This is a genomic window from Hymenobacter roseosalivarius DSM 11622 (genome assembly GCF_900176135.1).
Taxonomy (GTDB): domain Bacteria; phylum Bacteroidota; class Bacteroidia; order Cytophagales; family Hymenobacteraceae; genus Hymenobacter; species Hymenobacter roseosalivarius.
Genome location: NZ_FWWW01000070.1, coordinates 144,458 through 166,761, shown reverse-complemented (window position 1 = coordinate 166,761; position 22,304 = coordinate 144,458). Strand labels below are relative to the sequence as shown.

General features: G+C 54.8%; 21 protein-coding genes, 1 tRNA gene and 1 riboswitch. Of the genes, 8 read left to right on the top strand and 14 right to left on the bottom strand.

The window, feature by feature from the left end; translation table 11 throughout:
* From nadD to B9A24_RS11510, 7 genes are all read right to left on the bottom strand, one after another.
* Window positions 1-595: nicotinate (nicotinamide) nucleotide adenylyltransferase (nadD, locus tag B9A24_RS11540; RefSeq protein WP_084445939.1), on the bottom strand; the 595-nt coding region annotated here is incomplete at its 3' end.
* Window positions 595-1,179 carry a guanylate kinase gene (gmk, locus tag B9A24_RS11535; RefSeq protein ID WP_084445902.1) on the bottom strand — a complete coding sequence of 195 codons (585 nt, stop codon included), beginning with the start codon at window positions 1,177-1,179 and terminating at the stop codon, window positions 595-597. The genes nadD and gmk, both read right to left, overlap by 1 nt.
* Window positions 1,180-1,188: 9 nt before the next feature.
* On the bottom strand, window positions 1,189-1,473 hold the full coding sequence (locus tag B9A24_RS11530; protein WP_084445899.1) for a hypothetical protein: 285 nt from the start codon (window positions 1,471-1,473) through the stop codon (window positions 1,189-1,191).
* 25 nt (window positions 1,474-1,498) lie between these two features.
* A complete protein-coding gene (locus B9A24_RS11525; protein ID WP_084445897.1) occupies window positions 1,499-2,146 on the bottom strand; it encodes a sigma-70 family RNA polymerase sigma factor in 648 nt (215 codons plus the stop codon).
* Window positions 2,147-2,223: 77 nt separating this feature from the next.
* Window positions 2,224-3,483: an O-antigen ligase family protein gene (locus tag B9A24_RS11520; protein WP_084445894.1), complete on the bottom strand. Its 1,260-nt coding sequence runs from the start codon at window positions 3,481-3,483 to the stop codon at window positions 2,224-2,226.
* Window positions 3,484-3,535: 52 nt separating this feature from the next.
* Complete coding sequence (locus B9A24_RS11515) at window positions 3,536-4,579, bottom strand: glycosyltransferase family 9 protein (protein ID WP_084445892.1); 1,044 nt, start codon at window positions 4,577-4,579, stop codon at window positions 3,536-3,538.
* Window positions 4,576-5,343, bottom strand: a complete 768-nt coding sequence (locus tag B9A24_RS11510) for a glycosyltransferase family 2 protein (RefSeq protein WP_084445889.1) — start codon at window positions 5,341-5,343, stop codon at window positions 4,576-4,578. Before B9A24_RS11510 ends, B9A24_RS11515 begins: the two co-directional genes overlap by 4 nt.
* A gap of 143 nt (window positions 5,344-5,486) precedes the next feature.
* On the opposite strand from B9A24_RS11510, the gene B9A24_RS11505 reads away from it, so the two are divergent.
* Complete coding sequence (locus B9A24_RS11505) at window positions 5,487-6,677, top strand: YdbT family protein (protein WP_084445886.1); 1,191 nt, start codon at window positions 5,487-5,489, stop codon at window positions 6,675-6,677.
* 63 nt (window positions 6,678-6,740) lie between these two features.
* Here B9A24_RS11505 and ahcY read toward each other — a convergent pair whose 3' ends face one another.
* Window positions 6,741-8,051, bottom strand: a complete 1,311-nt coding sequence (gene ahcY, locus B9A24_RS11500; RefSeq protein WP_084445883.1) for an adenosylhomocysteinase — start codon at window positions 8,049-8,051, stop codon at window positions 6,741-6,743.
* 124 nt (window positions 8,052-8,175) lie between these two features.
* Window positions 8,176-8,913, bottom strand: coding sequence for a DUF4397 domain-containing protein (locus B9A24_RS11495; protein WP_084445880.1), 738 nt, complete (start codon window positions 8,911-8,913; stop codon window positions 8,176-8,178).
* Window positions 8,914-9,069: 156 nt separating this feature from the next.
* Between B9A24_RS11495 and B9A24_RS11490 the strand changes: the two genes are divergently transcribed.
* Window positions 9,070-9,660, top strand: a complete 591-nt coding sequence (locus B9A24_RS11490; RefSeq protein WP_084445877.1) for a hypothetical protein — start codon at window positions 9,070-9,072, stop codon at window positions 9,658-9,660.
* A 37-nt stretch (window positions 9,661-9,697) separates the two neighbouring features.
* Complete coding sequence (locus B9A24_RS11485) at window positions 9,698-10,915, top strand: class I SAM-dependent methyltransferase (RefSeq protein ID WP_084445874.1); 1,218 nt, start codon at window positions 9,698-9,700, stop codon at window positions 10,913-10,915.
* A gap of 128 nt (window positions 10,916-11,043) precedes the next feature.
* Here B9A24_RS11485 and B9A24_RS11480 read toward each other — a convergent pair whose 3' ends face one another.
* A complete protein-coding gene (locus B9A24_RS11480) occupies window positions 11,044-11,649 on the bottom strand; it encodes a DNA-3-methyladenine glycosylase (protein ID WP_234997216.1) in 606 nt (201 codons plus the stop codon).
* 102 nt (window positions 11,650-11,751) lie between these two features.
* A riboswitch (cobalamin riboswitch) is annotated at window positions 11,752-11,979 on the top strand.
* A 158-nt stretch (window positions 11,980-12,137) separates the two neighbouring features.
* On the opposite strand from B9A24_RS11480, the gene B9A24_RS11475 reads away from it, so the two are divergent.
* A complete protein-coding gene (locus B9A24_RS11475) occupies window positions 12,138-14,117 on the top strand; it encodes a TonB-dependent receptor (protein ID WP_084445871.1) in 1,980 nt (659 codons plus the stop codon).
* A gap of 36 nt (window positions 14,118-14,153) precedes the next feature.
* Complete coding sequence (locus B9A24_RS11470; RefSeq protein WP_084445869.1) at window positions 14,154-15,242, top strand: DUF5074 domain-containing protein; 1,089 nt, start codon at window positions 14,154-14,156, stop codon at window positions 15,240-15,242.
* A gap of 67 nt (window positions 15,243-15,309) precedes the next feature.
* Here B9A24_RS11470 and B9A24_RS11465 read toward each other — a convergent pair whose 3' ends face one another.
* On the bottom strand, window positions 15,310-15,612 hold the full coding sequence (locus tag B9A24_RS11465) for a hypothetical protein (RefSeq protein ID WP_084445866.1): 303 nt from the start codon (window positions 15,610-15,612) through the stop codon (window positions 15,310-15,312).
* A 937-nt stretch (window positions 15,613-16,549) separates the two neighbouring features.
* On the opposite strand from B9A24_RS11465, the gene B9A24_RS11460 reads away from it, so the two are divergent.
* Together B9A24_RS11460 and B9A24_RS22680 are read left to right on the top strand one after the other, a co-directional pair.
* Window positions 16,550-17,119 (top strand): helix-turn-helix domain-containing protein, encoded by a 570-nt coding sequence (locus tag B9A24_RS11460; RefSeq protein WP_143434910.1) that lies wholly within the window; start codon window positions 16,550-16,552, stop codon window positions 17,117-17,119.
* 155 nt (window positions 17,120-17,274) lie between these two features.
* Window positions 17,275-19,647: a B12-binding domain-containing radical SAM protein gene (locus tag B9A24_RS22680; RefSeq protein WP_234997214.1), complete on the top strand. Its 2,373-nt coding sequence runs from the start codon at window positions 17,275-17,277 to the stop codon at window positions 19,645-19,647.
* A 35-nt stretch (window positions 19,648-19,682) separates the two neighbouring features.
* Here the strand turns inward: B9A24_RS22680 and B9A24_RS11445 are convergent, their stop codons facing one another.
* From B9A24_RS11445 to B9A24_RS11435, 3 genes are all read right to left on the bottom strand, one after another.
* The gene (locus B9A24_RS11445; RefSeq protein WP_084445860.1) at window positions 19,683-21,035 is read right to left on the bottom strand and encodes a hypothetical protein; all 1,353 of its coding nucleotides are present in this window, start codon (window positions 21,033-21,035) and stop codon (window positions 19,683-19,685) included.
* 192 nt (window positions 21,036-21,227) lie between these two features.
* Complete coding sequence (locus tag B9A24_RS11440; RefSeq protein WP_084445857.1) at window positions 21,228-21,764, bottom strand: GNAT family N-acetyltransferase; 537 nt, start codon at window positions 21,762-21,764, stop codon at window positions 21,228-21,230.
* A gap of 59 nt (window positions 21,765-21,823) precedes the next feature.
* Window positions 21,824-22,087 (bottom strand): hypothetical protein, encoded by a 264-nt coding sequence (locus B9A24_RS11435; protein ID WP_159452034.1) that lies wholly within the window; start codon window positions 22,085-22,087, stop codon window positions 21,824-21,826.
* Between the two features lie 137 nt (window positions 22,088-22,224).
* On the opposite strand from B9A24_RS11435, the gene B9A24_RS11430 reads away from it, so the two are divergent.
* A tRNA-Gly gene (locus B9A24_RS11430) sits at window positions 22,225-22,297 on the top strand.
* Window positions 22,298-22,304 lie beyond the last annotated feature (7 nt).

The following is a 22,304-nucleotide window of genomic DNA, read 5'->3' as shown; positions in this document are numbered from 1 at the left end:
GCTGCCAATAGCCGGCATTCAATATTCTATTTTCGACCACATCAGGCACTAGATAGCGGATCGATTTGCCTGCCCGCACACAGTCGCGGATAAATGTGGCTGAGATATCAAGCAAGGGGGCTTCTACCACGCGTACGCTGGGGTAGGCCTTCAAGTCGGTAGCATCTACGTCAGGCCGGGGATATACATATACCTCATGCTCAGCTAGAATACGTTCTGCTTGCTTCCAGCGAGGCAAATCGGGCAGATTGTCTTCCCCCATTAGCAGCACAAACCGATGCCGCGGATAACGACTAACCAGTTCATCAAGTGTGTCGATTGTATAGCTAGGTTTGGGCATGTGCGCCTCAATATCGAGAGCCCGCAATCGGTCGTTGCCAGCAATTGCCAACTCAACTAAAGCTAAACGCTCTTCCTCGGGAAGCATTTCCTGGCCTATCTTAAACGGACTTTGAGGCGATACTACCAGCCACACCGCATCCAGATCGGTGTGCGTAGCCATGAAATGGGCCAAAATAAGATGGCCCGTATGAATAGGGTTGAAAGAACCGAAGAGTAGTCCTACCTTCTTAGGCTCTGACGATAGGCCTGAAATCACAGAATGGCAGGTTCGGCAGTTATAAACTCACGTACCAGCTTCTGAGCCTGAGCCGTAGCCTCGTCGAGGTCGTCATTGATGACGGTTATATCAAATCGATCCTCGAACGTCAGCTCGAAGTCAGCTTTGTACAGCCGGGCCGAAATACTGGCTGCCGAATCGGTAGCGCGCGATTTGAGTCGATCTTCTAAGACTTCCAGTGAGGGCGGTTTCACGAAAACTGCCAAGGCGCGGTCTTTGTAAAACTCTTTGATGCTTAAGCCTCCTTTGACGTCAACATCTAAGACAGCGTGTTTGCCACTCTCCCAGATGCGCTCAATCTCAGACTTGAGGGTGCCATAAAAAGCTCCCTCGTAGACTTCCTCCCACTCGACAAACTCATCGTGGCGGATCTTCTCCTGAAATTCCTGAACGGATATGAAATAATAGTCCTTGCCGTTGGCCTCGGTGCGTCCCCGCCGGTCGCGGGTGCAGGCCGAAATAGAGAAGCTTAGCTCTAGAATCCGCTCCAGCAGCCGATGGACTATAGTAGTTTTGCCGGCCCCGGAAGGAGCCGAAAACACGATGATTTTACCCTGCATGAAGCGAAATTAGGCCATTTCTGCCTGAACGCGCGCCATAATGGTGTGGGGAAGAGAGGAAGGAGCGCCCTTACGGCCTACTTTCTCATTAATGAAACCGACGAAAACCTGCTGTTTATCAATGCTATCGAAGCAAGGAGAACAGTCTTCCGCGTGATTGATGAAATATTCTTCATCCTCCTCATTGGGATCCTGCCCCACAATAATTTGGTCGAGAATCGTGTTTACACGTTCGCAATCGGGACCAGAAGCGGCGACTTGCTGGTTGGGGGCTGTGGTAGAAGTGGCTTCCATAAAAGAGGGAGGAAAATTGTTATTGTTATTGGTCTTCGTCGGTGAGGAGAGCGTCAGCGTCGTTTTCGTCGTCGTTGCCATAGCCCATTGATTTAGCGTATTTTTCTAGTTTTTCTTTCAGGAAGTTGCGTGCCCGGTGCAACCGGGAGCGCACCGTACCGATAGGAATATCCAGCACCTTAGCCATTTCTTCATAGGTGAATCCTTCCAGATCACAGAGAATAATGACAGTGCGGAAATCCACGGGCAACGAGTTGAGCGCGCTGGCCACCTCATCGCCGATGAGGTCGCGCACGGACTGCTGCCGCATATCCGACGACGTGCTTCCCACGTCGCCCTCGGCATCTACGTCTTCCGTATTGTAGTACCCTTCAATTTCGCTGTAGTCGACTTTGGCGGGTTGCTTACTCTTTTTTCGGAAGTCGTTGATGAACGAGTTTTTCAGGATGCGAAACAGCCACGCTTTCGCGTTGGTTCCCTGTTCGAAGTACTCGAAGAAACGATAAGCCTTCAAATAGGTCTCCTGCACGAGGTCGTTGGCGTCATCTTCGTCGAGAGTGAGGCGGTAGGCAAAGTTGTAGAGCGGGTCGAGCACCGGCATCAGTTCGGCCTGAAACCGCCGGTCCTTTTCTTCCTTGCTCAGCTTGGGTACCCGTTCGGGAGAATCGCTCATGGAGACTAAAAATTACGGCCGAATATCACCAAAAAAGGACAATCAGCCAAGAAACGTATATTCCTATACCTGTTCGCTCAGGGAAGGTTCGCGGTGGCCTCTTGGCTATGCCGCTCGCCGGCCACCAGTAGAAAGCTGTAGAGGAATACGAATAAGTTGAAGCCAATTTGGAGCTCCAGCAGTGAATCAACCAGCATTCCGGTGCCCATTACGACCAGGAAATGTATCACGTACGGGTTTCTACGCAAACTAGGTTGCGCCAGCGGTCCAAGCAGAACCAGTAGCCAAAGAAATAATCCGATAACGCCGCCGCCAACTAGGTAGTGCAGGTATTGATTGTGAATCATGACGCGGTTGGCCGGCTCTAGGCCGTAGTCGCGCCATTCGTATTGCCGCATCATCTCAACTCGCACATCAGCCATGCCTACGCCAACCCAGGGCTGTAGAGTAGCTACTACGCGCGCAGTTTCCCAGGCAGCAAAACGTTGTGAGACGGAAAAAGTATTGATATCCTGATTCGCGGAAAATTGCGCTATGTCATAGGCCGTACCCAGCACTCGGTAGCGGAAAGAAGTGAGAAGATTATAGGTAAGGAAAGGCACGATAATTAGGAAAGCCAGCAAAATGCCCCCCAGCAGGAAACGCCGCTGCCCCACAATAAGAATCGCTCCATTCACCAGCAGAGCGGTATACAGCACCAGCAGCCCCGTTCGATAGGCCAAAATGTGCAGGGCCATAGCCGAAAAAAGCCCCCCCAGCACCAGCAGTATCTGCGCTAGCTTCCCCGCATGCGTGCTACGACTCAGCAACAGGCCGAAGTAAACAGCCAGGGCCAGCATTAGGCCAAAGTGTATATGGAAGATGCCCGTCACGGATGGCGTGTTTTGGCCCACCATAATGAGCTCATTATTAGCTAGTGGATTGAGCAAATAACGAACAACGGTAGCGCCACCTATAAGCGCGCCCCCAGCCACGAACAGACAACCAATAGCATAGCGCTGCCGGGCACTTAGCGGAACGGCCAAGGCAAACGCCAAGGGAACCCCAATTAAGGGAAGCTGCCGATACATTTGGTGCTGCCAGACTGACCAGTCTTCGGTATACAAGCCACTTACCACCAATAGGAAGTACAGCAAAGCCAGGCCCCAGGCTGATTTATTGCGCAGCCACTGCGTGAGGGCCAGGCGCGCGTTTGGGTTGGCCACGGCTGCCGCCACGCCTACCAGCGGGCTCAAGGCTACCAACGCCCGAGAAGTAAAAAGACCCGCTACCCCAGCCACACAAGCCAGCAGCAACAGATATTGCGATACGCGGCCTTGCCGCCAGGCTTGCCGCAAGCTTGGCAGCGTAGAAGTAGGAGGAGCAGAATGAGAGATTAACGCCAAAATATCAGGGTGCGGAAATAGCTAACGGTTGCCACCCCGAAATACGTGCCAATACCTGCGCCGGCTGAATCGCACGCACGCAGGTACACAGCGCGGGCTGCATCCGGCAATCGGTGCAGTTGGGGCGGTCGAACACGAGATACTCGGCATGAGGGCCCAGCGGGGCCCAACGACCAGGGTCTGTAGGTCGCAGGGATGGATAAACGCCTAACGCATGCCGGCCCAGGGCAGCGGCCAGATGCAGGGGACCGGTGCTAGCAGCTACCAGGCCGTCGGTGGCATGAATAAATGCTAAAAGCTGAGGTAGGGAGAGTTGCCCAGTTAAGTCGGCGGTAAGAGAAGAAGCGTGAGCCGTCAGCCACGGGCGCAGCATTTCGCCGTCGGCGGTGGTGCCAGTTATGAATACGCGGTGCCCGGCCTGGTGTAGCAGGTAAGCCAGAGTGCCAAAATGATCGAGGCCCCATTCGCGCGCGCTACCCCGCGAGCTGGGATGCAGAATGATGTTGAGCTGTCCGGCTTTACGAGCCTGGAGAAGCTGGCTAAAATTGCCCCCTAGCGTCTCCACTGGCTGCAGACTGCTTAACGCTGCAACTTCAGCTAATGGCAAATCGGCTTTGAAAGTGCTTAATGGCGCCAGCATACGTAGATTCAGCTGGGCCTCGTGCAAAGGTGAATGCCGCCGACTAAGAGCAACCAGCCGATTGCAGGTAAGCCAGTGAAACCAGCGGTTGCGCGTGCCGATACGTATCGGAATATCCGCCTGCCGTGCGAGCCGAGCCAAGGACTTGTTCGGAAAAACGTGAATAATAGCGGCTGCCTGTTCCGCCCGCAATGCCGCAACTTGTGCGCGGGGGGAGCTTTTTAGCAGCTCATCCACATTAATAAAGCCATCAACCTGCGGGCAGGCTTCGGCCACTGCCTGCGTATAGGTGCGGCCAATCAGCACGACCCGACACCCCGGAAATAAGCGCTTTAACTGTCCGCAGACGGGCAATGTTAATACCACGTCGCCAATGGCATCGGTCCGGCTTACCAGGAAGGTTTTCATGTAGCGGGAGGTATCGACTGGGTACGCAGCTTGGCGTATTTCAAAAAAACGCCCCCTGCGGAGATACTGGCTATACACAGCCCGGCAAAACCATCGAGGAAACCCAGACGCAAAAAATAGCCGTGCACAAACTTCCAGACAGGTTGGAGCAGCAGATGAAAAAAAGTGGCGTTTCCCCTGCCGCGTAACGCCAGCTCCTCGGCCGCGATGCTGGTAAAATGGTTGAGCTGCGTTATGTGTTGGGCCACCGAATCGTAGGAATAATGGAGCAGGTCGCCGGATAAGGTGCCGACATTTTGCCCCCCAGCCACCTCATAGCGCTCGTGCAGGAGCAGGCCAGTCCAGCGGCCTAAGCGCCGGTCGTAGAGGCGAAGCTTGCGGTCGGGGTACCAGCCGCCGTGGCGCACCCAGGTACCGCAGTAGTTGGTGAGGCGCGCCAAGGTGTAGCCTGCGCCCTGCCAGTTTTGCTTTGCTTCCCGAATACTTTGGCGCAGCTCCTCAGTCAGCACTTCATCGGCATCGAGTTGGAGCACATGATCGTGGCGGGCTTGTGCAGTAGCGAAGTTTTTTTGCTCCACGTAGCCGGCAAAGGCCTGCTGAACAACGCGGACGTGCCGACTTTCGCAGATGCCCACCGTCTCATCAGTCGAGAAGGAATCGACTACTACTACCTCGTCGGCTATATCACCAAGCGCATCCAGGCAGCGGCCGATGTTGCGCTCTTCATTGTAGGTGATGATGACGACGGACAGGGAAACAGGCATGGGGGGCAAATATCTGGAATTGGGCACAGCTTCTAGCTGTGTCTCTCTCCGAATGCAGACTTTGGCTTTAGTTTCGCTACAAACGCACCGGTATTGCTTCAGTATCATTCATCTTTCCTTTACCCTATTCTATTCAACCATTCATGAACACCCAACAGGCACAGCAGGAGTACGGTACGGCCAAAGGCTGGCGCCTATTTATGTACATTTTCGGACCACCGCTCATCCTTCTATTTCTGGCCATACCATTTTTGGGTTGGTATAACAGCCAACAACTCGGGCTCGGGCTTTTTATTGGCTTTTCTGCTCTAATGATAGGAATGGCTATTTTCCTTATATATGGTCTGCTGGAAACCATCAAAGCCAAACATATTATTACTACCGATATGCTTATTTATGCGGGCATATTCCGGCGTAAGGAGTTGCCACTGGCTAATATAAAAGGCTATCGGATTGATCAGCACTACATACGCATCTTTCCAGATAGCGCAGTTGACCCCAAAATACAGATAGGCTACACCAGCGAGGATTATGCAGGATTGCAGGAGTGGTTCGCAGACCGCTATCCTGATCTGGATGTGTTGGAGCAAGAGCAGGAGGCTGCCCAAGCTTTAGAAGAACACGACTTAGGTAGAACGCCAACTGAGCGTCAAGAAACGCTGAAAAAAGCGCGACGCACTGCCAAATGGCTGAATATTATTGGTGGTATAGTAGCGGCTTGGCTACTTTTGCGCCCCCAGCCCTACCAATGGGCTATAGCAGTCGGGTTGGTAGTGCCATTATTGGCAATGGCAGCTTTGTGGATACACCAAGGTGCAATCCGATTTGATGAGAAAAAGAACAGCGCTTATCCTGGGGTAACTACGGCAATTATAGGACCGCCGCTTCTGCTACTAATGCGTGTAGTTTTGGATTTCGAAGTTTTAGATTATCGTCCTTTGTGGCCTCAAGCGGCGGTAGTAGCAGTTATTGGTATTCTGATATTGCTTGGAGGCAGTCGCGATTTTCTCTTTCGCGATAAGTCGCGGATAAGCTTATTGATTGCAACACTATTTACTGCTGCTATCTATGGATTCGCTGCCACGCTAAGCTATAACTGCACTTTCGATGAGGGTCAAGCCACCATATATGAAGCCAAAGTGCTTAGCAAAAGAACTAGTAGCGGCAAAACCACTACCTACTACTTACACGTTAGCCCTTGGGGACCACGCACCTCAACCGACGATGTGACAGTCTCGCGGCAGTATTATCAGCAGGTAAAGGTGGGGAAGGAGATAGAGATTCATTCCATGCCGGGCCAGCTAAATGTGCCGTGGTTTACCGTTGCCGAATAAAATATATAACAAAAAAGCCCCCCAGATAATATCTGGGGGGCTTTTTTATAACTAAACCAAATTCTAGTAGCGGTATAGGTCCGACTTGAATGGGCCTTGTACGTCTACGCCAATGTACTGCGCCTGCTTAGGCTTCAGCTCATCCAGTTCCACACCAATTTTGGCTAAATGCAGATACGCCACCTTCTCGTCGAGATGCTTAGGCAGTGTGTACACTTTGTTCTCGTACTGATCCGCGTTCTGCCACAACTCCAGCTGCGCCAATACCTGGTTCGTGAACGAGTTCGACATTACAAACGAAGGGTGGCCAGTAGCGCAACCCAGGTTTACCAAACGACCTTCGGCCAGAATGATCACCTCTTTGCCATCGATGTTGTACAAATCAACTTGGGGCTTCACCGTGTCTTTGGTGTCGCCGTAGTTGCCATTCAGCCAAGCCATATCAATCTCATCGTCGAAGTGACCGATGTTGCAGACGATAGCCTTGTCTTTCAGCGCACGAAAATGCTCTTCGGTGATGATGTCGCAGTTGCCGGTAGCGGTTACTACGATGTCGGCTTCCTTAATGGCAGTTGCCATTTTCTTCACCGCGTAGCCGTCCATGGCCGCTTGCAGGGCGCAAATTGGGTCGATTTCAGTGACGATAACGCGGGCACCGGCGCCGCGCAACGAAGCAGCGGTGCCTTTCCCTACGTCGCCGTAACCGGCCACTACAGCAATTTTGCCGGCCATCATTACATCAGTTGCCCGACGGATAGCGTCTACGGCCGACTCTTTGCAGCCATACTTATTATCGAACTTCGACTTCGTTACCGAGTCATTGATGTTGAAGGCGGGCATCAGCAAGCTTCCGTTCTTCACCCGATCCAACAGACGCAATACGCCAGTAGTAGTTTCTTCCGAAATGCCACGGATACCAGCAGCTAATTCAGGAAAGTTGTTGAGCACCATGTTGGTCAGGTCGCCGCCATCGTCCAGAATCATGTTCAGGGGCTGACGATCTTCACCGAAATACAGGGTTTGCTCGATGCACCAGTTAAATTCTTCCTCGCTCATGCCCTTCCAGGCATACACCGGAATACCAGCAGCAGCAATAGCAGCGGCAGCGTGGTCCTGGGTAGAAAAGATGTTACACGATGACCACGTAACATCGGCACCGAGTGCGATAAGCGTCTCGATGAGTACGGCGGTTTGAATGGTCATGTGCAGGCAACCCGCAACGCGGGCACCTTTCAGCGGCTGCGAAGCACCAAACTCTTCGCGCAAAGCCATCAGGCCCGGCATTTCAGCCTCTGCCAAACGGATTTCCTTGCGGCCCCATTCGGCCAGCGACATGTCTTTTACTTTGTAGGGAACGTAGGTCGTATCAACCATGATATAGTGTTTTTTTGCTATTCAACTGCAAAGGTAATCAAATTGTTAGTCGGAGGTAAAAAATAAAGAACCTGCCCGAATAAGGAGCAGGTTCTTTTACAGCTACTTACAAGCTGCTGCTGAGCTAGTTATTTTCAATAACTGTGGCTCTGGGCTGCAAGGTTTGATCGAGGCTGCTGGCAACGCCGCGCACTAGCACAGTGTAAATTTTGCCGGCAGCGTAGTTTCTGGTGCCAGTTCCTGCGCCAGTTCCATTGCCTACCGAGGTCACCGTTGCATTGGTGCTGTTCGTCACTACAAAGTTGTAATCACCGGGCGTTATCTCTACAAAGGCTGAGGCTGTAGGGAAAGCTACCGTAGGAATAACATTCACTGGAGCACCCGATGCTGAGGCCTGCGCTAAGTTGACGGGGCTGGCCGCACCTTGACCCAGATGCACCAAACGAATTTTGGCTTTGCCGGCGGTGGGAGCGGCCAGGTCATCAGACACAGCTAGTAACGCAACAGCATTTGCTGTCGTGTTTGGAGCGTAAGCAAACAACGACTGATTCTTATCGCGCTCGATGGTAACAGTCTGCGTCACAGCATTCTGGTCAGAGGCGGCGACGTTGATCTTTACTTCCTGGGCACCGGCGGGAGCATTCAAGTAGCTTGAATTCTGACCATAGTTAAGTTGGCCGATTTCTGAGTTATTAACCAGCACTTTCACACGCACGTTGGCCGAGGCCGCAGCATGAACAGCCATTACCCGGCCATTACCTGGACCGTTATCATTGTCCTTGCCGCAGCCGGAGAAGGCTAGCGCGGCGGGCAGCGTAGCCAGTAGGAGGTAGCGGCGAAAAGCGGTTGTGAGAGTTGTCATAAGCGAATTAAATGTGGAACCTAAGTAAACTGGCCCAAGAACGTAGACCTTGGCCCTTTTGTTGAGTTAAGAGTTGAAAGTTTTTGTTCTCCCTGAACTAATTACGCCAGCCTGTAGTCACATAGCTTTCTCTACCTATTGCTGCTTCCTGCTTCTATGAATCTGCGTTATCTTCGTTCTTTTGCCTTATTGCTCTGCTGCTTACTAACTTTCAGTGCTACCCGCGCTCAGCGAGGACCCAGCATTCTGCGCCTCAGTCTCGGGGACCAGGGCCGCGGCCTGAACGGCGTCCAGAAGAACTTCTATTTTGCCCCCCAGGGCACTAATGACTATCAGAATGCCGGCTTTTTTGGGCAACGATTACGTCCTTACTTGGCTGATAATCCCCAGGCTTTGGACCACTTAAACAGCTACCGGCAGCAGAAATGGCTGTTTTTAGCCGAGCGTCTGACCTTTGTGAGTGCCCTAGGTTTCTACGGTCAGCAGGTGCTGGCTGGCGAAGGCGAACAGCGCTATTTCAGCAACCCACAAAAGGTTGCTATTGGCGTAGCCGCCGCCAGTTTGCTGGCTAACGTGTTCATCAGCCGCAATACCAATACCCATTTCCAGCGGGCAGTGGAGGCGAATAATGCTGGCTGGCCTGCCGCTCGCGGGGGCGTTTTTCAGCGCTTATCACCTGCCGCTGTAGGTTTTACCGCTGCTCCAACGGGCCAGCCTCTACTCGCTTTGCGCTGGAATTTGCGCTAGATTGCGCTAAAGAGCTCGTTTTCGCGTAAGCATAGCTATGGACTTTCCGCTGCCCGACGCGGCCCGGCAGTACGTTGCCGACCACCTGCACCACGACCCCGCCCAACTTGCTCTTCAAGCCCGACGCTTTCCGGGCCTGCCAGTACCCGATCTGGTACGCCAGATTCAGGCGCGCCAGAAGGCCCGCTCCAAAATTCCGGCCTGGGCTGATAATCCCGACCTGATTTTTCCCAGTGCGGTATCTGTCGAGCAGGCCTCTTCGGCCCGCGCGGCGGCTTTTAAGGCCAGCCTCGTAAGTGGACAGCGTCTGGCCGATTTAACTGGTGGCTTTGGGGTTGATGCCACATACTTCGCTACCCAAATTCCGGAAGTACACTACGTAGAGCGCGACCCCAAGCTGGTAGCCGTAGTTGAGTACAATCTGGCGCAGTTGGGAATCCATACGGTTCACTGCCATGTGGCCGATGCAGTAGAGTTTCTCAAAAACACGCCGAATACCTTCGACTGGATCTACCTCGATCCGGCCCGGCGCGACACGGCCGCTCGCAAGATATTCCGCCTTCAGGACTGTGAGCCGGATGTGTTACGTTTGCTGCCATTACTCCTTCACAAAAGTCGGCGGGTATTGCTCAAGACATCGCCCATGCTTGATATTGAGCAGGCACTGAGCGAGTTGCGCCAAGTGCGCCGGCTGTGGGTAGTGGCCGTCGATAATGAGTGCAAAGAGGTGTTGTACGAGCTTGACCCAGAGGCCGCCGTAGACCCGGAGCGCTTCACCGTCAACTTGTTGCGCAACGGGCAGCAGCAGGAGTTTCGGCTAAACAGGGCTCGGGAGGCGCGCGCTATACCGCGTTACGCTGAGCCGCAACAGTATTTGTACGAGCCCAACGTGGCAATTCTTAAAGCCGGGGGGTTCAAAAGCATTGGTACGGCCTTTGAGCTCCTGAAGCTTCACCAGCATAGCCACTTATACACGGCCGACATGCTCCGCCCCGATTTTCCCGGCCGCATCTTCCGCATCCGCGCTACTGAGCGCTACGACCGCCACGCCCTTCTCCCCCATCTCGGCCCTGAAGCTCGTGCCCACGTCACGACGCGCAACTTCCCCGACTCGGTAGCCGAGTTTCGTCTTCGCACCGGTATTCGGGAGGGCGGCGACACTTATCTGTTTGCGACCACCGATCTGCGCGGCCGGTTGGTAGTACTCGTCTGTGAGAAAAGTCAAACCGCAGACTTTTCTGACTGGACAGATTGAGTGGGCTGGGCAATCAATTTTAAAGATATATAGGGACATAAAAAGCTCCCAGAATTGTTCTGGGGACTTTTTATGTCCCTAGATGAGAGCAATTCTATCTATTCATAGCCGTACGATTTCATCCGTAGTCAGGCTTTACTTGTCCATAGGCTCCCTATAATACGAAAGCGCCAAGGTAAATTGGCTGCTTCATCGCCGGCATAGGCCAGACCTACGCGTGGACTACGCCTCACCTGCTCTTCGGGGATTATTTCGCCATGGTCTTCCAGCCATAGTACGTCGCCTTGCAGATCGGTTCCGGTGAGAGCAGGCGTAATTTTCAATGCCTGCGTGAGTAGCCCCGGACCAGCGGTCAGCTTTGGTGAAACTACTGTTTGCCCCCGCCGCTGGAGCATTATTTCTATTCCTTCTAATGGCTCAATGGCCCGAATAAGCACAGTATCAGGCTTATTTGCTTCATTGGTACTGATGTTGAACAAGGTGTACCGCTGATATACTTGATAGAGGTAAGCGTGCCCACCCGGTTCCAGCAAAGCCTGAGCGTGGTGCCCACGCCGCTTGAAATGCATCATAAGCGACTGGTCGCCGACATGAGAATACGCTTCGGCTTCCACGATGCGGCCACCAGTTAGCTCACCATTCAGGTTAGAAAACACATGCTTGCCAAGCATTTCGCGGGCAATTTGGAAAGGATCGGGGCGGCGGTAAAAGCTGGGGGGCAATTTGATGGCCATTATCTAATATATCAAGTCATTTTTAAATACTATACGGCTATAGCTGAGTTTGCACTTGCTTCCGCTACTATCCACACGCGTTGTATTCGGCGGAATGCGGCTATCTTTGCGCCCGTTATAGGTGGCCAGACCCCGATTGTGGGGCAAGGCTGAAAAGGGAATCCCGTTCAAATCGGGAGCTGTCCCCGCAACTGTACGCTTCATAGGAGGGTGGGCCAGTCCCCCGGCCACTGTTTCGTTGAAAGCTTCTGATCTAGCAGGAGCCTGAGAAATGGGAAGGCGGCACCACTCGAAGCAAGCCAGGAGACCTGCCTGTACAAGTTTAATGTTCAGCGCTTTCGGAGGAAAGGCGGAGAACGAATGCAGTGGCCGCTCCGTGCAGTCGGTTTCCCCTGTTTTCGGCCTCGGCTTCGCGGTAGTTTTCCTGCTTTTGGAGAGCTTATGTGGGGTTTTGAACTGAATTTTCCTAAACCGAAAATTTAGTTCGGATGATGCGCATACAAAGATTTTGGCGGCTCTGGCCGTTAAGGCTGCTGACGGCATTTGGGTTTCTGGGGGGCTTTTTAGGCTCTTTTCCAGGTCAAGCCCAGATAGGCAGCGGCACGCCTTCTGATTCCAGCCAGCTATCTACCGTCCAGATGCTGCCTGACGTGCGGGTGCAGGCCGCGCGTCCAGGCCGGTTTGCCGTAGGCAGCCGCCTTACTACCATCGACTCCGTAGCGTTAAGCCAGTATCGCACCGGTACACTTACGGATGTGTTGGCGGCGCGCACACCATTATACATTAAGAACTACGGCCCCGGTCAGCTATCCTCTATTACCATCCGGGGCACATCGGCCCGGCACACGGCCGTGCTGTGGAATGGCTTCAATATCAATTTACCTTCTCTTGGAGAGGCTGATTTTGCCCTTTTGCCGGCTGGAGCCAATACCCGGATAGATGTGCAGCACGGCCCTGCCGGCGCTACGTATGGCACCGGCGCCGTGGGCGGCACCGTGCTGCTTTCCTCTCCTATTCGCTGGGGAATGGGCGCGCAAGCAAGTGCACAGCTTGATGCGGGCCAGTATGGCCTGGGCGCGGGCAGTCTGGAAGGCCGCTTCAGCAACGAAAAAGTAGCAGTGCGTACGGCGGCATCCTACCGCGAGGCCCGCAACGATTTTCCCTATACCTCACCCGAGATAACAGGCTTGGTGCGTCGGCGCCAGCTGAACGCGGCCATCCGCCAATGGAGCCTGAGCCAGGATGCCACCCTGCGCCTGGGTGAGCGCGGCGAGCTAACTGCCGCTGTCTGGCTCACGGATGCTGACCGGCAGCTTCAGCCCGCTATTGGCGCGGGCAACAACCACGCCCGTGAGCGGGACCAAAGCCGCCGCCTGCTGGCCGGCTACCGCCATGTGCTTTCCGCGCGCCATGAGTCGGCGGTGCGAGTAGCGTGGTTTGAGGATGTTATTAATTATCAAAACGACAACCTGACGAGCAATTCGCGGGTCCGCACTACGCAGGTCCAGGCAGAGCACACTTTCTCTTTCAACTCAAAAGCCAGCCTGCGCTTAGGTGGTGAGGCTCAACACTTCGCGGCCGAAGTAGATGGCTACGGGCGGAAGGTTTCCGAAAACCGGTTTTCGGGCTTCGGGCTGCTGCGCTACGACCCTATGCCTCGCTTGCAGCTTACTGCCAATCTGCGGCAGGCATTCATCACGGGCCAGCGGCCGCCGCTTGCTCCCACGGTAGGGGCCGAGTGGCAGTTTTGGCAAACACCGGCTCAGCAGGTTTCGCTGAAAGTCAGTGCCTCGCGCAGCTACCGCGCTCCTACCCTAAACGAGCGTTTCTGGCGCACTGGCGACCCGAATCTTCGCCCCGAAAACGGGATTGGCTACGAGGCTGGCTTGCGGCATCAATTCACCAAAAATGCCCCCTGGAACCTACAAACGGAGCTAACGGCCTATCACCAACTGGTAGACGACTGGGTACAATGGCTGCCCAACACTCAGGGTGCCTATACGCCGCGCAATCTGCGCCAAGTGCGCGCCCGTGGCTTGGAAGCCAGCTCCCAGCTCAACGGTCACTGGGGGGCTTATTCGCTCGCGGCCCGCGCAGCTTATGGCTTCACTCAGTCGGAAAAGGTAAAAGGCCGGGCCGAAGACCCTGACCCCGCGGGCCGGCAGCTGCCTTACGTGCCGCTGCATTCGTTTGCCTTCACCACGGATCACAGCTGGCATAAGTGGCAGCTTACCACGGGGCTCACCTTCACCGGCTACCGCTACACCGATGCTTCGGCCGTCGATTTCCTGCCTTCCTATACGCTGCTCAACGCCAGCCTGGGCCGCACACTGGCCCTTACGCCTACTTGGGCGCTGATGGTACTGGCCCAAGGCTTCAACCTCACCAACCGCAACTACCAAGTATATGCTTACCGGGCCATGCCGCCCCGCAATGCCGCGCTCAGCCTCCGCCTTACTTGGCGCTAATCGCTACTATTTTTCCTTTCTCTTACCTCCTTTTTTATGTTTCAACTACGTTTTTTTCGTTTTCTCACCCGCACGCTGCAGGTCGGCATCGGGGCTCTCACATTAGCCAGCTGCGACCCTGAGAGTGATGGACCGGGTGGCCCTCCTGCCCCGGCCGGCAACAGCACCAACGTGTATATCGTGAATGAAGGGCAGTTCAACACGCCCAACGGCGCAATTAGTCTATACAGCAAAAGCTCCGGTACCGTAGTCGATAACAACCTGTTTACCAGCGTGAATGGCCGCATACTGGGCGATGTGGTACAATCGATGACGGTGGTTGGCTCGCGGGGCTACATTGTGGTAAATGCCACGGGCAAAGTAGAGGTCGTAGAAATGGCGACTTTTAAGCAGGTGGCCACTATTGACAAGCTACAGCAGCCGCGCTACCTGATAGCCATAAATTCTGAGAAGGCTTACCTCACGGAATGGGTTGAGCGGGGCCAGCCCGGCCGCGTAGCCGTCATAGACCTGCGCACCAATACGGTAACCAAAACTATAGCGGTAGGTCGGCAGCCCGAGCAGCTGCTCTTGGCCAATGGTAAGGTATACGTCACGAACTCCGACGAAAACACGGTCAGCGTTATCAACCCGAGCACTGATATGGCAGAATCCCCGATTCAGGTGCAGGATGGCCCCAGCAGCTTGGTGCAGGACAAAAGCGGTAATATATGGGTAGCGTGCACGGGCATTACCCGCTACGGCCCGGCTCCTACGTTTGCCGTAGTTTCTTCTACCAATGGCAGCCTGGTTCGCTTCAATCCCGGCTCTCCGACCAATCAAACCAGCCTGCCATTCGCCAGCGGCGGCCCCAGCGACCTGACGACCAACGGCGCCAAGGACCAGCTGTACTACAGCTACCGCCGGGGCGTGTACCAGCTGGCGGCCGGCGCTAGCACACTGCCAACAAATCCGATTATTCGTCGCAGCTTCTACGGGTTGGGCATTGACCCTAAGGACAATACCATTTATGGCTCTATTGCTCCGTTCACCACCACGGGCAAGGTAATCCGCTATCAGCCCACGGGCATGGCCATCGATTCATTTGGCGTGAACATTGGCCCGAACAGCTTTGTATTTTATTAAACCCTGACTTTCACGGCCTAAAAAAGCCCCCCAGCAATTGCTGGGGGGCTTTTTTATGTCCTACTCATTACTGGGGGCCGGCCTTACCATCTACATTTTCGTCGCGGCGGTCAGCGGCCTCATCATACACCTGCTTGCCGGTTTTGACGGTCGAGGTATCCGAGGCGGTGCCGTTGGTGGCAGCATCGGAGGTGGTGTAAAGCTTGTCGTCCGGGTCGTTGGCATCCGACTTGTTTTCATTTACCTGCTCTTTCGCGGAGCCGCTTTCTACGTTAGTTTCACCGGGGTCGGTACCGGTGCTGCAACTAGTAAGCGAGGCAGCAAATATGCCCCCCAGAAGCATAATTCGAGGCAAAAAGGAAGTTTTCATGAGTTGAGTGCAAGAATATACAAGGCAATAAAAAGGGTCAGACCATGATACGGTAGTTCGGGATGGTAGTTGGTCTTAGGCGAAGACTACAGGGGTTCGAACTAGAAAAATCAAATGAGTGTATGTACATTAGAATTCGCAAACCGAACCTCAACCCTTCGCTTATGCCCATTTCTTCGGCCCCACTTCTGGCCTGTTTGGCTAAGGAATCCGACGGCTGCATTAACCGGCGCTTCCTTCTTCGCTCAAAATACCTTATCTTGAGGGCTACCTTTCAGTCAACTGGCAAAAACAGCCTCTCCAAGCTGATCTGTCTGGATGCTGCCACACTTACCGAATTGAGTACCTGGGGCCCGTGCCCCGCGGCTGCCGAGGTTTTACTCGCCGTTTGCATGCCGAAGCTGGCTTGCCTGTCACACAGCTTATCAAGCAACTGACAGCTTATCAAGCAACTGAATACTTGGCCGGATGAGGGCCGAGCATAGTCCCTGCAACACGAGCCACCGGATCGGGTAGCCGCGTGGCAGGCTCAAAAGTTCTAGAAACAATATCTTTGTCTTTCTACCTCCTCCTTTGCAATGCCCGCCAGTCGCTCTGTATTAGTCACTTATCGCCCATTACTGCGCCGTACGGGCGTAATAGCAGGCATAAGTCTAATACTCGCCGTTTTGCTAGCTGTCTACGTATTCGGTGTACAGAATGAATTGTTGGTCCGTGTGTTTGGCGCGTTTTTTTTATTTTTCTGGCTCTTAGCCGTTACCTTCTTAGGTGTTGTCCCCTTTATCAATTGGGCAGCAGTTAATTGGTTCGGACCGGGTTGGGCGGTAAATCAGCCTAAATCCGATCAGCGTGCGCGTTCAGTTTCAGTTCCTAACTCACCACCGCGGAAGTCGGCTCGTCCGGCCCCGCGCTCAGACCAAAACCCAAAACCTCGCCCGTGAAGACTACACTGCTCTACATCAAAAACATGGTTTGCCCGCGTTGCATCGAGGCCGTGCAACATCTGCTCGAACAGGCTGGGTATCAACCGACGGAAGTAAAACTGGGCCACGCCCAACTCAATCACTCCACGCCCGTTGACCCCACCACGGTAGCGCCGCTCTTGCGTGAAGCCGGCTTCGACGTGCTGACTGGACGAGCCGAGCAGCTTACCGAACAAATAAAAACGTCGTTAGCTGAATACCTGGAGCACCTGCGCACCGCGCGCATGCCGCTCACCACGTCGGCTTTCCTCACCGACCGGTTCTCGGCCACGTATTCGCACCTGAGCAAAGTCTTTTCGCGCACCGCTAATCTCACCATCGAGAAATACCTTATTCGTCTCAAAATTGAGCGGGTAAAGGAGATGCTGAGCTATGGTGAGCTGACACTCAGCGAAATAGCTGATCATATGCGCTACAGCAGTGGTCAACATTTGAGCAATCAGTTTCGGCAGGTAACGGGCCGCTCCGTCAGCGAATTCCGCCGCGACCTGATGCCCAAGCGCATGTCGCTGGACGAATTATAGGAAAGTTGGAGGGCAAAAAGCCCTCCAGCGTCCGGGCATAAGCTGCCATACACATAGATTGTATATCCTGCGCAAAACAATGGCGGTGTGGCGGAACGGATTCGCGCACTACCACGGTTCGGTATCTTTATGCCCTTTCCCGTTGTTCTGCCGTCGTGACGAGTCTTCGCATCCTTCTTGTAACCCCGCCGCTTACCCAGCTTAACACGCCGTATCCGGCTACTGCTTACCTAAAGGGCTTCCTGGGTGCGCGCGGCTACGCCAGCACCCAAGCCGATCTGGGGTTACAATTAGTACTGAAGCTTTTCTCATCGGCTGGACTCCGGCGCGTGTTTGCGGCTATTGAGACTGGGAGCTTCGAGCTTTCGGATAATGCCCGGCGAATGGTGCGGCTGCAACGCAGCTATTTGGCTACCATTGAGCCAGTTATTCGGTTTTTGCAGAATAAAGACAATACGCTGGCCCCGCGTATCTGCCACGGCCGGTTTCTGCCCGAGGCCTCTCGCTTCGACAACGTAGCCGACCTTGATACGGCTTTCGGCACCATGGGCCTCACCGATCAGGCCCGTCACTTGGCTACGCTTTACCTTGAGGACCTTGCCGATTTAATAAAAGAAACGGTAGGGCCACAGTTTGGCTTCTCGCGTTACGCCGAAAAGCTGGCGCTATCCGCCACCAGTTTCGAGCCATTGTACGAAGCTCTGCAAGCACCGCCCACCCTATTGGATAAGTTGCTGTTGGAGTCGTTCGATGAGCTTGTAGCCCGCACGGAGCCCGATGTGGTTGGTTTCACGGTGCCGTTTCCGGGTAATCTGTATGGAGCCCTGCGCCTCGCGGGGCGGATGAAAGAGCTACGGCCGGAAGCCAAAACCCTCATGGGCGGCGGCTACCCCAACACCGAGCTGCGTCAGATTAAGGAGCCGCGCTTCTTCGACTATATCGATTACCTCACGCTGGATGATGGGGAAGGTCCGTGGCTACGGCTACTGGAGTATCTGCAGGCTAAGAAAGATGCTAAGGCAGAGCACAGCGAGGTATCTCGTGAGCATTCATTGCTAAGTGCTACCTACGCTATTTCGTCAGCAAACAAGCGAGAAACCTTAGTAGCAACTCAGTTTGAAAATGGGTTTGGCTTAGGAACGCTCCAACAAGAAGATAATAATGCGCAGATTAACGGGCTGGGGGGCAAAAATCTTCTCCAACGCACCTTCCTGCGCAATGAGGCTGGTGAGGTAGAATACCTGAATAATACCGCGGCCCCAAACATTCCGCACCACGAAGTAGGCACTCCCGACTACAGCGATTTGCCGCTGAGTGAATACTTATCAGTGATAGAGGTGCTGAACCCCATGCACCGGCTGTGGAGTGATGGCCGCTGGAATAAGCTTACCGTAGCCCACGGCTGCTACTGGAAACGCTGCTCCTTCTGCGACGTTACGCTCGACTATATCTCCCGGTACGAAACGGCCCCCGCCGCCCTGCTCGCCGACCGCATCGAGCAGATTGTGCGGCAAACCGGCCAAACGGGTTTTCACTTCGTAGACGAAGCCGCGCCGCCGCTGGCTCTGCGCGATCTGGCCGTGGAGCTGCTGAAGCGCCGCACCAATATTACCTGGTGGGGTAATATCCGATTCGAGAAAACCTTCACTCCCGACCTGTGCCGCTTGCTGGCGGCTTCGGGCTGCATCGCCGTGTCAGGTGGCTTGGAAGTAGCTTCCGACCGGCTGCTGGCCCTCATGGAAAAAGGCGTAACTATTGCCCAGGTGGCCCGCGTGACGGATGGATTTACGCAGGCCGGCGTCATGGTGCATGCGTATCTGATGTATGGCTTCCCAACCCAAACCGCCCAGGAAACAGTTGATTCGCTGGAGATAGTGCGGCAGCTATTTGCGGCGGGCGTCATTCAATCGGGCTATTGGCACCGCTTTTCCATGACGGCGCATAGCCCCGTGGGGAAAAACCCGGCCAAGTATCAGGTAGTACCCATTGGTCCGGCGCCCGGCGACTTTGCCTGGAATGACCTCTGGCACGACGACCCCACCGGCGCCGACCACGAGCAGTTTGGGCCAGGCTTAGCGAAAGCGCTTTACAATTATCTGCACGGGGTGAACTTGGCGGAGCCCCTTTCTTTCTGGTTCGATTTCAAAGTTCCGCGCCCTACCGTGCCGCGCCACCTGATTCAGCAAGCCGTGCAGGAAGCATCCAAACCGGATTTTGCCAAGCAGAACCTGCGCCTGTTCTGGCTCGGCAACGCCCCGGAGCTTCGTCTGGAATCAGGCAAAAAAGCCCCCCAGGCCGTATTAACTTTCTACGAGCAGGCCGAGGACTTCGAAATAAAAACCACGCCTGCCGTGGGCCAATGGTTGCACGCGCTCTGCACTCAGCTCACCAACGACTATGACACGAAATTACTATTGAAAGAAGCGGCCGGCAGCTTCCCAACGGCCGAAGCCGGCCTGTCATTCGAGCGCTTCCTGAGTTCAGTCCCTTGGCTAAAGCTGCGTGAGAAGGGCTTGCTACTGTTTTAAGGAACTACAAGCGGGAATTTGCCCCGACCCCTTTCTTATCGCTCCAATCGCTCGCGCAGCCAGGCGGTGAGGTCGTCCACATAGTCGGGCACTGGGCGCGGCCACTGCCATTTGCCATTTTGGGTACCGGCTGGCAGCAAGAGTTGCTGGTCGGCGCCAGCGTATATCCGTACCACGGAGCCCCGACGGCGGCCGGCATTCCCGCGTAGGCGGTCGGCGCTTGCCTGTACATTGAGGGTTGTATCGGCCCCACCATAAAGCAGGAGAACAGGTATGCGCACTTGCTCCCAAACTGCTCTGGGGTCGAAGACCAGCTCCTGCCACTTAGGTTGTTCTAATTCGGCTTTGCTTGGTACTCGGGTAGGCAGGCCAGTAGTAGCTGCCCACGGCTGGAGGGCAATTTTCCGCAGATTGCGGTGCAGCTTTGTTGTATCACCCCGGCCTTCGCGCCGCACGTACTGTTCCAGCTGGGCGCGGGTAAGTGTGACCAGCCGTCGGTCGGCTGCGCTGGCATCCTGCTGCCGTAGCTGGCGGTCAATTAGTTCGGTAACTCGGGCCGCGTTGGAGGTTCCGGGCGCACCCAAAGCCACCACGTATTTTATTAAGCTGTTCTCCTTATCATCTTTGCCAGCCGCCAGCGCCAGTGCCGTAGCCCCGCTGCCGCTGCCCACCAAGCCAATCTGCGTGGTGTCGACGCCCGCAACCCGCTTCAGCGCCCGGGCCGCTGCTAACACATCAGCTGCCAGCGAATCGGGGCTAACGCTGGCAGCAGCCGTAGCCGGACGCCCGGCCACCAGCATGACTACCACGCCACGGCGCGCCAGCAGATCCGTCAGTATTTGCACAGCCAGCGGAGTGCGTTGGGGGGCATTTTGCAGCAACACTACGGCCGGATGCACCCGTAGCGTGTCATCTGGCATAAGCACGGTAGCAGGCAGCATCCTCCCGCCAATCCGCACGGGCAACGCTTGTTCGAGGTAAGGCAGCGGCTCAGCATCCCCGCGACGCACCATCAGGATTTCGGCCTCCGTGCTGTCAGCGGTAAATTTCCCTTTCAGAAAATCACCCTCGCGCGTCAGATTGATAACAAAATCAGAGGCTGCGCCCGTGGCCCAGCGTACCGTGAGACGCGGATGCTGATACGTTATCTGTTGCACGGGCAGGCTTAGACCCTGACGATCGGCCAGGCGCACCTCGCCTTGCAGCTGGCCTGGCTTTATTTCACGCAAATCGAGCGTAGCGCGTAGTTCCGTGCCCTGATAGGTAATCGGACCCTCAAAATGCCCGGTAGGCGGCGGCAAGTTGGCCGCTTCACGCCCATCAGTAGAGCAGGCACTGAGCAATGAAACCAGCAGAAACGGCAGACACCAGCGGAGCGGCTGAGCCAATGAAACAAAATGCAAAAGATAAGCGCGCCAGTCTTTTCGCACAGCAGAAGGGTTGGTGAGCAATACGACAAAGTAACGCAGTTGGCGCGGAAGACGCGTTTGTCCTTCTTTTCCCTTCCCTACCTGGCTGCTGGGCGAGCATATCGAATGACTGCCTAAGACAGGAACGCAACAAGCCAGCATGGGGAGCTTTTACAACCCTTTTCGCAAGATCAAATCATTCTGAATATCATCACCAAGCTGAAACTCATGGCGACCTATCTCCCTGAATCCAAAGCGCTTGTAAAACTCTACCGCGCGGCGATTATGTTCCCATACGCCCAAAACGATGGTGCGGCAGCTGTGAGTTCGCGCTTCTTCTATCGCCCGGCGCATGAGCGTGGCGCCCAGGCCCGTGCCCAGCCAATCTTCGCGTACATACAAGCGCTCAATTTCTAAGCGGCCAGCCATTGGTTTTCCTTCCTCAAGGCCTAGAGCGGAGTTAAGCAACAGCTTGGCATAGCCCACCAGTTCTAGCTGCATATGCGCCAGAAGAAAGGTTGCCTGCGGGTTTTGCAGCTCTATTAGCTGCTTTTCCGGCGTGAAGTTTTCGGCCAGATAAGCGGCCATATCCTCCGGCCGATTATCGGCGGCGAAGGTGGCCTGGAAGGTTTGACGCCCTAGTTCAGCCAGTTGAGTAGCCACCGGAGAGGTGCGTTTGGCCACCGTAATGCGGAGCGGAGAAGACATAGAAGGCCAGGGGTGAAGACGGTGCAAATCTATGCCGAGAGTATGCAGCGGCTGCTGAATCAGGAAATAGACTGGTCGCCGGGCTCATCAGAAGCCTTACCGTCGCGGCGCATTCGCCAGCCAAAACGAATCATCAGCATAGCTACTACCAAGGCTATGACGCTCATGGTGAGGCGAAACGTGTCGAGAGTATTGTTCTGCCAGGCAGCATAATACCCCGGCAGGCGAATAAGCTGAAGCACGAACAGCGTGACTCCCGCTATCAGATACAAATAGCTACGCGAACGATTAGCCGGCAAATCAGCCATAACAGATGCATTCAAAGATACATGTCAAACAAAAGCCCCGCGAGGGCAACGCAGGGCCACTAGGGCGGCCCTGACCCAGCACTCTATTAACCGATACGCGCGGTAGTTGTAAATTGATTTAAGCAGCGTATTTTTGTTCCACCAAGTTTCCCGCGAGAGTAGCTCAGTTGGTAGAGCATCAGCTTCCCAAGCTGAGGGTCGCGAGTTCGAACCTCGTTTCTCGCTCATTCAC